An 11,480-nucleotide genomic window follows, 5' to 3' on the forward strand; every position below is an offset into this window, starting at 1 on the left:
TATATTAAGGATAAAAAGATAGATTACAATTAAATGTATACCAGAAGAATGCCAGAGCAATTTCTTTTTACCAAAGAGAAGGGTTCATTATTCAATGTAAAGGTTTGGATGAAGTTACTGGTGAAAAAGAATACACTATGCTATGGAAACAAAAATAGAAATCAAAATTTGACGGAGTGACAATATATGAAGTATTTATATTTGCATGGACTAGGGCAAAAACCAGACAGTTGGAATAGAGTAATAAAAGAAACGAAAGTATCGAAAAGCAGTTACAGTTTGAGTTTATCAGAGCTGTTAGAAAGGAAATCTGCTACATATAAGGAATTATATTCAGCATTCTCATCAGAATGCGACAAGGAGAACGAAGAAATTGTCTTATGTGGGCTTTCTCTAGGAGCTGTTTTGGCACTTAATTATGCGATAGACCACCCAGATAAAGTAAAGGCACTCGTATTAATTGCAGCACAATATAAAATGCCCCGAAAATTATTGAAAGTTCAGAATATATTGTTTCATCTTATGCCGAATTCGGCATTCAATAAAATGGGCTTCAAAAAAGCAGATGTTATTAAACTATGTGGTACGATGGCTGAATTAGATTTCAGTGACTCACTGCATAAGGTGTCTTGTCCGGTATTAATCGTTTGTGGAGAGAAGGACAATGCAAACAAAAAAACTTCAAAAGAACTTTGCCATTATCTGAACAATTCCTACTTCCATGAACTTATGAAAACAGGTCATGAAGCAAACATAGAAGCCCCGGAAGAGTTGGCGATTGTGTTGCAAAGATTTTATGATAGTATCAGTTAACTTCCTGCTTGTGAGGATTGCACCATTTGTTCTTATTGCATCTGTAATTGGAGTTGTATTCACATATAAAAGAAGTTAAAATGGAAACAGAACAGGAAAAGAAAATTAATAAGAAGATAGGAAAAACAAACTATGAAAATCGAACATATTGCATTATATGTAAATAATCTGGAAGAAGCAAGAAATTTTTTTGTGAAATATTTTGATGCAAAATCAAACGATGGATATCATAATTTTCAGACGGATTTCCGCTCTTATTTTCTTTCATTTGATGATGATACACGCATAGAGATTATGAATAAACCAGAAATGTCGGATTGTCCAAAAGAGCTTACTCGTACCGGATATGCGCACATTGCTTTTAGCGTAGGCAGCAAAGAAAAGGTTGATACTTTGACGGCAGAGTTAAAGGCAGATGGTTATGAAGTTGTCAGCGGTCCAAGAAAGACTGGAGATGGTTATTATGAAAGTTGTATTGTTGCATTCGAAGATAACCAAATTGAAATTACAGTCTGAAAAATAGGAGGCACAAATCGGAAATGGACGAGGTTTGGAGAGATAATCAAAAAGCAGGCAATGCAGGAAGAGAGGGAAAACCTTGAATCCTGTATTTTTTATACGCACTAAACCAGGAGTAGAGTGCAAAAATATCGAAATTCATATAGAATAAAGGTATCAAAATATCAGGGAGGAGAAGAAGTCCGGCAAACGGACGAGGATGGGTATGGATAAAGAAAAAACAGGCGAATATATCAGAAACCTCGGAAAAAGAAAGGCTGGACACAAATGCAGCTTGCAGAACAGCTTCATATTTCAGACAAAGCAGTTTCGAAATGGGAGCGCGGAATCTCATTTCCAGATATTGAATTAATGGAGGAGCTGGCACAGGTATTTCAGGTGGATGTTGCTGATATTATCCGGGGAGAAGAGGCTGGCAGGGCAGAGCATACGGTAAATGAGCTGGTAAAAGATACTATAGATATTGCAAAGAGGGAGAAAAAAAGACAGATACGAAAGTACCGGTGGGTGTTGTGTATTCTGTTTGTGCTATTTGGAGTTTTAATCGGATACAGTGTAGAGAACATTCAGAAAAATTATATTTTAGAATATCATTTATGCATGAATGCAGTGGTTGAATCGAAGGGTGAGGTGATTTATGTAAGAGAGACAGATGCAAATGGAAAAAATCCCGGAAAGGTATATCGTCTGGCACAGGATGATGCAATCCCGGTAACATTACCGGATGGAAGTGCCGGAAGTTTTAAAGATATTAAAGAAGGACAACATATTCAAATCTGGTATTTGGGACACCGGGTATTATGGAAAAATGCATGGATACCGGGCGTAGAGGAAGTAGAGATTACAAAGGAGGTTAAAAAAGATGTATAGAATAAAAAAAGTAATTTGTTGTGTGATAGTATTGGCAATATTGGGGAGTATGCCAGTAAATGCAAAAGAAGTATTACAGAATGAAAATGAGGCATGGAGTCCTTTGCAGAGATTACCTGCGTGCACAAAAGGAACCCATTTCCAAGGGTTTTTTTATGCATATAGGAATTGATGATTTCGGAGCAATCAATAGTTCCAGAGGAGCGGATTATGGTAACCATATCTTAAAAAGTGTTGCCGACTGCATGGAGAGCTGTCTTTCTGATAATCAAAAGCTTTACCATCTGGTTGCGGACCAGTATGTGATCGTGGATCTGGAAGCTTCTTCCTCCGAAGACGCTGTGGTACTGAAAGAAAAGATCACAGATAAACTTCATAATTTCATAGTAGCCGAAAATTATGAAGCTATATTTTCTATTTCTATTGGTGTTATAGATGCAGCAACATTTTGTGAGGGAACCGAAGAATGCCGCAAAAAGTTTGAATTTGCCTTGAAACAGGCAAAAAGCATGGCTAAAAATGGATTCTATATTTTTGACCAGGATGACTATGAGGTCTTTTTACGACATGATAACGGAAGAAGGGCGGGAGTTTGTTTCACCGATAGAGTTTATCCCATTATTGGAAGAGACCGGAATGCTTATGTGTTGAAATGACAGAAAGCGGATTTATGGATATGACACCTTCGTTCTGTAAATTTCGTAAAACTCTGGACAAGAACGGAATTCCCTTTGTGGTCGATGATTTTGGAACAGGATATTCGAATCTTCATTGTATCCGTGATATGAATCCAAGTTACGTGAAAATGGATAGGGATTTTACTGCCAAGGCGATGAACAGTGCGAGGGATTATGAATTATATAAAAATATCATCCCAATGGTACATAGTATTAACGTCAGGATATGCGCAGAAGGCATCGAGGAAAAAGAATGGCTTCTGAAAATGAAAGAAATGAAGGTTGATTATCTGCAGGGATATTATTTTGGAAGACCATGTGGAAAGAAACAGTTTCTACAGCAATATGTCAGTGGCATCAATGTTAAATAAAGAGAGTAAGGTAGCCTCAGATATGTGGGGCTGCCTTATTTTATGGTCTTATCAGAAGGATGAGTTCCTAACGGCTTGTCTGAGTTTCTCCAGGTCATCTGCATCAGGGTGAGACAATGCACAGTCAAAATTCTGGATCAATACATCAAGATTTGCCGGATGATCGGGAGCATCCTTCATTTTCAAGTAGCGTTCCCGGACAGACTGTGGCATTCTGCCCTGACACATATACTCTCCGACGATAACATTACTTGCATCAACGAACTGCTTAACCTGACTCAGGATTTTCCAAAAATAGATATCACTGCCACCAAAGCCTGCAGTTCCAAACAGAAAAATCTGTTTATTCTTTAACTGCGATAATAGCTGTAATGTCTTGGTATCTGCATTACCCTTGTCTGTCCAAAATCCGATATAGAGCAGTTCGGAAGAAGGAATCACTGTGTCGGACACACCGAAATACTCACATTCATCCTGAGGTAATGCCTCGTGGATCGCATCAGCCAGCACCCTGGTATTACCTGTTAAGCTGCTATAAACGATGGAATATTTTTTATTCTTCATATCATATTGTCTCCTTTCATAGGATTATGAAATTATCATATCGCATTCCTATTTTAGTTCGGAAAGCATGATTTGTCGAATGAATTTTCCATAAACATTTTACAGAGCGAAATGGATAGTTGCTTTTCCTGCCGCTTGTGATAGACTTGTTCATAAGTGGGGGAAAGATCATGGACAGAACCCCGATAAGGGAATAAAAGCCGGGCTGTCCCGGTATCATTTAATGAGGTAGAAAAGTTGACAGAAGAGAAATATACAATCCGAAAGTATAAAAGAATTTTATTTTATGTGGTGATATGTGTGCTGCTTGCGGCATTCCTTTTGGGACAATATATTTACCCAAGTGAAAGGGAAACGGTCACGGAGGAAAGCATTACTTATACCGGAACCTTTTACCGGGTGCTGGCAGACGGAACCAAAGAGGAAATCCCGGTTCCGGGCAAATGTGATGTGCCTGCCGGAGAGCCTCTGGTCATCCGGTCGGTGCTCCCACAGGATTATCATGAAAATACGATCGCCATCAGGTCCTCTCTGGAGAATGTGCGCATTTACATCGGTGGGGAACTGAGGGCGGTGTATGATACGGAGAATACCAGACCTTTTGGGAAAAATTCTGCCAGTGGGTATGTGTTCTGCGAGACATCCGGCGAGGATGCGGGGCAGGAAGTGCGGATTGAACTGCAGTCCTTTACCGACAAGTATTCCGGTGTCGTCAACACGGTATATTGTGGGGACAAATCAGATATCTGGGCATATATGCTCCACTGCTATTTTATGGTAACTCTGATCGCCTGCACCATGCTGTTTGCCGGACTGGTCGTGCTGATTATCAGTCTGGTGCTTGATATTATATATAAGACGAGATTTGATCTGGAGTACCTGGGATGGTGCATGATTCTGGGAGCAGTGTGGATGCTGGGAGAATCGAAGCTGCGCCAGCTGTTCGTTTCCAATGCTTCTATTCTGTCGAATATGTGCTTCTTCGTTGTGATGCTCTGCCCGGTTCCGCTCATGTTCTATATTGACAGTGTGCAGCAGGGAAGGTACCGGAAGGTCTATCATGTGGCAGAGTGTATCACCTGTGTGAACTTTGTACTATGCACGTCCTTACAGCTACTGAATATCGCAGATTTTATCTCGACAATGTTCTTGTCCCACCTAGTGATCGCAGGAACGTTCCTGACAATATTTATCACCATTTGCCGGGATCTCATCAAGGGAACGGCGAAACATTACAAGCTTCCGCTGATCGGACTGGTAGTTGCCATGATTGCAGTCATGCTGGAGGTGACAGAGGTGTATCGAGTGGTGTCAATGTCAGGGATTTTTATCGCAACCGGACTGGTGGCCCTGCTGGTCGTTACGCTGATCCAGACAATGGACCGCATCCGCGAGCTGGAGCTGGCCAGGCAGAAAGAGGCCAGGGAAAGCCTGGATTATCTGACAGGTCTTCCTATGCGTCATAAGGGTGAAAAGCTGATCCTTGAGAAAATGCAGGAGCATGATGGCTGTCTGGGATTTGTCGATATGGATAATCTTAAGAAGATCAACGATGTCTATGGACATAAGGCGGGGGATTGTGCTCTCAGGCTGGTAGGAGCAATGCTCACAGAGTGCATGGAGAACGCAGTGGTCTGCCGGCTGGGAGGAGATGAATTCCTGTTCTATCTGCCGGAGGCATCAGAAGAAGAGATGAACATGCGGATGAGAAAGCTGTTTGAAAGCTTTGGTGCGGCAAAAAATCTCACGGCAGAGACTCACCGGCATCCCTGTCCTGCGGTCTGTGCATGTGCAGACAGGGAGGAAACTTTGAAGAATATTATATGAGAGCGGACAAGGCATTGTATTATGTCAAACAGAATGGTAAGAACAGTTACCGGTTTTATGAGAAGCTCGAGGAACAGCAGACGGATGCATAGGCCAGAAAAAATGACCTGGAGGTAATCGCCGGAGCATCATCCTTGCGTGAAGCCATCAAACGATTCTGGACCTTCCGTGTTCCATGGGGATGGACATACATGTGGTGAGCATGGATGTGGAAACCATAGCTGTCATTAAGAAGAATAAAAAATACAACACGAAAGGATGTGTCAAGGTAATGCAAGAATTATCGTGATACATCCTTTTGTATTTGGATTGATTATTTTTCTTTCCCTGCTTGTCGGAAGTAATGGATGGAATGTATAATATTGTTAATGATCCAGAGATATTTATTTTGGAAACAGCTTAATCAATTTGGAGGTATAAAATATGTTAGAAGTAGGAAAAAAAGCACCGGACTTTGAATTGCCGGATCAGAATGGAGAAATGCATAAATTAAGCAATTATGCAGGAAAAAAAGTGATCCTATATTTTTATCCAAAGGATAATACACCAGGATGTACGAAGCAGGCATGTGGCTTTTCTGAGCGTTATCCACAGTTTACTGAGAAGGGAGCTGTTATTCTCGGAGTAAGCAAGGACTCTGTAGCGTCTCACAAGAGATTTGAAGAAAAATACGGACTGGCATTTACGCTATTAGCAGATCCGGAGCGTAAAGTTATTGAAGCATATGATGTCTGGAAAGAAAAGAAAAATTATGGAAAAGTATCTATGGGTGTAGTAAGAACTACATATCTTATTGATGAGCAGGGAATCATTATAAAGGCAAATGATAAAGTCAAGGCGGCAGATGATCCTGAAAATATGCTTAAGGAATTGGTATAATGAAGATTATTTTATCACCTGCAAAAAAGATGATTGTAGATACCGATAACTTAGCACCGGTTGAACTGCCTGTCTATATTGATAGGACAGCAGAAGTATTAAACTGGATGAAAAGCAAATCAAAAGAAGAACTGAAAGCTATCTGGAAATGTAATGACAAGATTGCAGAGCAGAACTTTAACAGATTGGAAAATATGGATCTTTATAACAGGCTTACTCCGGCTGTTTTAGCATATGAAGGGATTGCATTTCAATATATGGCACCATCTGTGTTTGAAAACCAGCAGTTTGAGTATTTGCAAAATCATTTAAGAATCTTGTCTGCGTTTTATGGAATTTTAAAACCAATGGATGGTGTGACTCCTTATCGTCTTGAAATGCAGGCAAAGGTTGGAATTGGAGATGCAAAAAATCTGTATGAGTACTGGGGAGAATTGTTATACCGCTCAGTAATCGATGACAGTAGGATTATCATTAATCTTGCATCAAAAGAATACTCAAAATGTATAGAAAAGTATCTGACACCACAGGACAGATATATTACGATTGTATTTTGTGAGTTATCCGGAGATAAATTGGTAACAAAAGGTACCTATGCCAAGATGGCTCGTGGTGAAATGGTCAGATTCATAGCGGAAAATAATATTGAAAATCCGGTGGAGATTCAGAAATTTGACAGACTCGGATATTCGTTTAGGTCTGATTTATCTTCAGATTCAGAATATGTATTTGAACGCAAAATAAAATAGTTATTCAGGTAAAAGATGCTCAGTTTGGCATCTTTTATAATAATGAGAATTATTACTATTTTTTATTGACAACAGGATGATAGTGATATATAATCCTTATTAAGAACTAATCCTAATAAGGAGGACAAATGACAAGTAGGAGAAATACCATTCAAAAAGATCTTGTAAGAAATACCGTATACGAAATGAGAAGACACGTTACGGCAAATGAAGTGTATGAATTTATAAAAGAAGCATATCCAACAATTGGAAAAGGAACTGTATATAGAAATCTTGATATATTGGTAGAGGAAGGTGCATTAAGAAAGGTTGAAGTTCCGGATGGACCGAACCGATTTGATTTTACATTGAAAAATCATTACCATGTAAGATGTATAAAGTGCGGTGAAATTTTTGATGTGGATATGGATCAAATACCGAATTTGCTGGAAAGAATTCATAACACTCATGGAATTGAATTTGTGGATTATGATATTTCATTTAAAGGCATTTGCCAAAAATGCAGGGAGAAAAAGTTGTAAAGAAGACGGAGGTAAAATAGATGGCAGATAACAAATATGCAGGAACACAGACAGAGAAGAATTTGCAGGAGGCATTTGCAGGGGAATCACAGGCAAGAAATAAGTATACCTATTTTGCTTCTGTAGCGAAAAAGGAAGGTTACGAGCAGATGTCAGCATTGTTTTTAAAGACTGCAGATAATGAAAAAGAACATGCAAAGATGTGGTTCAAGGAATTAGCAGGAATTGGTGATACAAAGGAAAACCTGGCGGCAGCGGCAGAAGGCGAAAATTATGAGTGGACAGATATGTATGAAGGCTTTGCTAAAACAGCTGAGGAAGAAGGATTCCCTGAGCTTGCAGCAAAATTCAGGGCAGTAGGTGAGATTGAGAAGCACCATGAGGAAAGATATCGTGCACTTCTTAAGAATATTGAAACTGCACAGGTATTTGAAAAGAGCGAAGTTAAGGTATGGGAATGCCGTAACTGCGGACATATTGTGGTAGGAACTAAGGCGCCTGAAGTATGTCCGGTATGTAATCATCCACAGAGCTATTTTGAAGTACATGAAGAGAATTATTAAGGAGATGAGATTATTACGAAGAAGAAAGTGATTAATTCAAAAAAAGCAGTAATGATAGGCTGTGGCTTTGTTGGTTCTGCATCGGTATTTGCTCTGATGCAGAGTGGCTTGTTTACAGAGATTGTCCTTATCGATGCAGATAAGAACAAGGCAGAAGGAGAAGCGATGGATATCAGTCATGGTATTCCATTTGCGAGTCCGATGAAAATATATGCCGGAGATTATGATGATGTGGCTGATGCTGCAATTGTTGTCATATCTGCCGGAGCGGGACAGAAACCGGGAGAGACAAGGCTTGATCTCGTAAATAAAAATGTAGCAATATTTAAGTCAATCATTCCTGAAATAGCAAAGAGAAATTTTGCAGGTATCATGCTTGTAGTTGCGAATCCGGTAGATATCCTGACTCAGGTAGCCATAAAGTTATCAGGACTTCCAGAAAACAGGGTTATTGGATCGGGTACTGTGTTAGATAGTGCCAGATTAAGATATAAGCTTGGTGAGCATTTATCTGTGGACAGCAGGAGTGTTCATGCATTTATAGTAGGTGAGCATGGAGACAGCGAAGTTGTAGCATGGTCATCAGCCAATGTATCTGGTGTTCCATTAAGTGAAATGTGTGAAATGCGTGGACATTACAAGCACAAGGAAAACACGGCAGAAATAGCTACAGCAGTCAAGAACAGTGCTTATGAGATTATAAACAAAAAGCACGCTACATATTATGGAATTGCAATGTCTGTAAAAAGAATCTGCGAAGTGATTATGAGAGATGAAAAATCAATACTTCCTGTATCACACATGATGCATGGAGTATATGATATTGACGGAGTATCGTTAAGTATGCCAGCTATTGTAGGTGCAGATGGTATTGAGTCTGATATACCTATTAATTTAAGTGGAGAGGAAGCGTTAAAGCTAAGGAATCTGCAGATTCATTGAAAAAGATTATGGAGACAATTGAATTATAAATTTTACACATGGAAGGAGAAAAAGGCATGGAAGTAAGATATTATATTTGTAAGCATTGTGGAAACATTGTTGAAAAGGTAAAGGATAAGGGTGTACCTGTAATTTGTTGCGGAGAACCTATGCAGGAATTAAAAGCCGGAGTGACAGATGCTGCTGTCGAGAAGCATGTACCTGTATATACGATAGAAGGCAGTCATGTTCATGTCGTGGTCGGAGAGACAAAACATCCAATGCTTGAAGAGCATTTCATTGAGTGGATTACATTAAATACAAACCAGGGAATATACAGAAAACAGTTAAATCCAGGGCAGGAGCCGGTAGCAGATTTTTGTCTTTGCGATGGTGAACAGGTAGAAGAAGTATATGCATATTGTAACCTGCATGGATTATGGAAATGCTAAAAGCATTTATACATATTAAGGTTACAGAACAACACAAATATAACAGTAATATAGGCTGTGTATTAATATATTTACAAGGAGGGACAACGAATGAAATACGTATGTGATGTTTGCGGATGGGAATACGATGAGGAGAAGGGCTATCCAGAAGGTGGTATTGTACCTGGTACAAAGTGGGAGGATATTCCAGAAGATTTTGAATGTCCGTTATGCTCTGTAGGAAAAGACCAGTTCTCAGAAGCATAAATGTATTATGATAGGATTATACCAATGAAAGAAGAACTAAGTATAGATATCATCGGACTTGCAGGAGCCTGTTCTTATGCTTTGGACTGTATAGAAGCAGAGTTGGTAAATATCAAAAACAAACATGGAAAAAGAGTGGCTTATATAAGTATACGCATGGCTGAATATTGGAAAATTCAAGGTGATGAATTACAAGATTTAGCCATGTGTGCTTTACTGCATGATAATGCTTTGACACAATATATTTCGGAAGACTGAAAAAGGATTCCGTCATTCATTGTAAAAAAGATTTATCCGAGAAAAAAACAAATCTTCATTGTATTTATGGTGAAAAAAATATTACTAAAATTCCATTTAAAACAGATGTGTCAAATGTGATTTTGTATCATCATGAACATGCCGATGGAACTGGTCCTTTTCAAAAAAAGTGGAATCAAATTCCATTGTTTGCAAGGATTATTCATCTTGCAGATACCATTGATATTATAGGAAATAACACGGGATCTGGAAATAACAGTTGGAATTTTATATGTCAGTACCTTTTAAAAAATAGGGATGGATTATTCGATTCAGAATGTGTGAATGCCTTTTTTCATGCATTCACACATTCTGAATCATTTATATGTTTAAGTGATAATTCTTTTGAAATGAAGCTATGGGAGATTATCCCAAGACAAAAACGGGTTTTTGATTGGAAAACGTGTAAAAATGTCGCAGATTTTTTTGCAAAGATTGTAGATTATAAATCTTCTTTTACAAGCAGACATTCTATAGGAGTGGCTGAAAAAGCAGCTTTTTTTGCTCAATATATCGGATATGATTCTATTAATGTGCAAAAAATTTATCTGGCTGGTGCACTGCATGATATTGGGAAGATGGCAGTAGGCAATGAAATTTTGGAAAAACCGGATAAGCTTACGGATGATGAATTTTCAAAAATGAAGAATCATGCTGGCTATACATACCTTATATTATCAGAGGTTAATGATTTTGAAGAAATACGAGACTGGGCAGCTTTCCATCATGAAAAATTAAATGGAAAAGGGTATCCTTTTGGAAAAACCGCAGCTGAATTAAATGAGCCGGAACGTATTATGGCATGTATTGATATTTATCAGGCATTAACCGAGGACAGACCATATAAGAAAGGTTTATCGCACGAAAAAACGTGTGAGATGCTCGATGACATGGCACAGAAAGGTTTTGTTGATTCTGATATTTCCAAGAAAATTAGGGAATGTTTTGGTGGAATCTATTAATTATAAGAAGATATTTACACAGAAAGTTCAACATCAGGAATTTATACATAAACTTGATGAATTTATGGAATATCACAATGATGAGGTAGAAGATCAAGATGAACAGATTATGGGAATTTTAAAATATCTCACAGAGTGGTTAGTTAATCACATTCTGTATGTCGATGGTCAAATTCCAAAAGGCTGATATAGTAAGAAAGGCTGTTATTTTTTAGAGAGTAGCAGCTTTTTTTATTTTGAATATAAAAT

The 11,480-nt window shown here is 38.6% G+C and carries 13 protein-coding genes and 4 pseudogenes; 16 read left to right on the top strand and 1 reads right to left on the bottom strand.

Annotation, left to right across the window (positions count from 1 at the left end):
* The 6 genes and pseudogenes from DW059_RS17530 to DW059_RS16370 all read left to right on the top strand — a co-directional run.
* Positions 1-158: pseudogene (locus tag DW059_RS17530) on the top strand (GNAT family N-acetyltransferase); the annotation flags it as partial.
* 28 nt (positions 159-186) lie between these two features.
* Positions 187-813, top strand: a complete 627-nt coding sequence (locus DW059_RS04510) for an alpha/beta fold hydrolase (RefSeq protein ID WP_117697956.1) — start codon at positions 187-189, stop codon at positions 811-813.
* Positions 814-945: 132 nt separating this feature from the next.
* Positions 946-1,329: a VOC family protein gene (locus DW059_RS04515; protein WP_117697957.1), complete on the top strand. Its 384-nt coding sequence runs from the start codon at positions 946-948 to the stop codon at positions 1,327-1,329.
* 231 nt (positions 1,330-1,560) lie between these two features.
* Positions 1,561-2,202: a helix-turn-helix domain-containing protein gene (locus DW059_RS04520; protein ID WP_256385505.1), complete on the top strand. Its 642-nt coding sequence runs from the start codon at positions 1,561-1,563 to the stop codon at positions 2,200-2,202.
* Between the two features lie 155 nt (positions 2,203-2,357).
* Positions 2,358-2,858 carry a diguanylate cyclase domain-containing protein gene (locus DW059_RS16365; protein WP_242986108.1) on the top strand — a complete coding sequence of 167 codons (501 nt, stop codon included), beginning with the start codon at positions 2,358-2,360 and terminating at the stop codon, positions 2,856-2,858.
* A gap of 14 nt (positions 2,859-2,872) precedes the next feature.
* The gene (locus tag DW059_RS16370; protein WP_242986110.1) at positions 2,873-3,250 is read left to right on the top strand and encodes an EAL domain-containing protein; all 378 of its coding nucleotides are present in this window, start codon (positions 2,873-2,875) and stop codon (positions 3,248-3,250) included.
* A gap of 51 nt (positions 3,251-3,301) precedes the next feature.
* On the opposite strand, the gene bilS is transcribed toward DW059_RS16370, so the two are convergent.
* Positions 3,302-3,814 carry a flavodoxin family protein BilS gene (gene bilS / locus DW059_RS04530; protein WP_117697959.1) on the bottom strand — a complete coding sequence of 171 codons (513 nt, stop codon included), beginning with the start codon at positions 3,812-3,814 and terminating at the stop codon, positions 3,302-3,304.
* A 237-nt stretch (positions 3,815-4,051) separates the two neighbouring features.
* Here bilS and DW059_RS04535 point away from each other — a divergent pair, with 237 nt between their 5' ends.
* The 10 genes and pseudogenes from DW059_RS04535 to DW059_RS17535 form a co-directional block, all read left to right on the top strand.
* Complete coding sequence (locus DW059_RS04535; RefSeq protein ID WP_242986111.1) at positions 4,052-5,641, top strand: GGDEF domain-containing protein; 1,590 nt, start codon at positions 4,052-4,054, stop codon at positions 5,639-5,641.
* Positions 5,642-6,064: 423 nt separating this feature from the next.
* A complete protein-coding gene (gene bcp / locus DW059_RS04545; protein WP_117697960.1) occupies positions 6,065-6,520 on the top strand; it encodes a thioredoxin-dependent thiol peroxidase in 456 nt (151 codons plus the stop codon).
* Positions 6,520-7,269, top strand: a complete 750-nt coding sequence (gene yaaA / locus DW059_RS04550) for a peroxide stress protein YaaA (RefSeq protein ID WP_117697961.1) — start codon at positions 6,520-6,522, stop codon at positions 7,267-7,269. The genes bcp and yaaA overlap by 1 nt, the downstream gene beginning before the upstream one ends.
* 128 nt (positions 7,270-7,397) lie before the next feature.
* Positions 7,398-7,790: a Fur family transcriptional regulator gene (locus DW059_RS04555; protein WP_117697962.1), complete on the top strand. Its 393-nt coding sequence runs from the start codon at positions 7,398-7,400 to the stop codon at positions 7,788-7,790.
* Positions 7,791-7,810: 20 nt separating this feature from the next.
* Positions 7,811-8,353, top strand: coding sequence for a rubrerythrin (rbr, locus tag DW059_RS04560; protein WP_117697963.1), 543 nt, complete (start codon positions 7,811-7,813; stop codon positions 8,351-8,353).
* Positions 8,354-8,404: 51 nt separating this feature from the next.
* A pseudogene (locus tag DW059_RS04565) lies at positions 8,405-9,324 on the top strand (L-lactate dehydrogenase).
* 27 nt (positions 9,325-9,351) lie between these two features.
* Entirely contained in the window at positions 9,352-9,726 is a 375-nt protein-coding gene (locus DW059_RS04570) for a desulfoferrodoxin family protein (RefSeq protein ID WP_023920586.1), read from the top strand.
* 90 nt (positions 9,727-9,816) lie between these two features.
* Entirely contained in the window at positions 9,817-9,972 is a 156-nt protein-coding gene (locus tag DW059_RS04575; protein ID WP_117697964.1) for a rubredoxin, read from the top strand.
* Positions 9,973-11,231, top strand: a pseudogene (locus DW059_RS04580) (HD-GYP domain-containing protein). It abuts the gene before it with no gap.
* Positions 11,218-11,418, top strand: a pseudogene (locus DW059_RS17535) (bacteriohemerythrin); the annotation flags it as partial. The pseudogenes DW059_RS04580 and DW059_RS17535, both read left to right, overlap by 14 nt.
* Positions 11,419-11,480: the final 62 nt, after the last annotated feature.

The organism is Roseburia sp. AF42-8 (assembly GCF_003435965.1).
Taxonomy (GTDB): Bacteria; Bacillota; Clostridia; order Lachnospirales; family Lachnospiraceae; genus Roseburia_C; species Roseburia_C amylophila.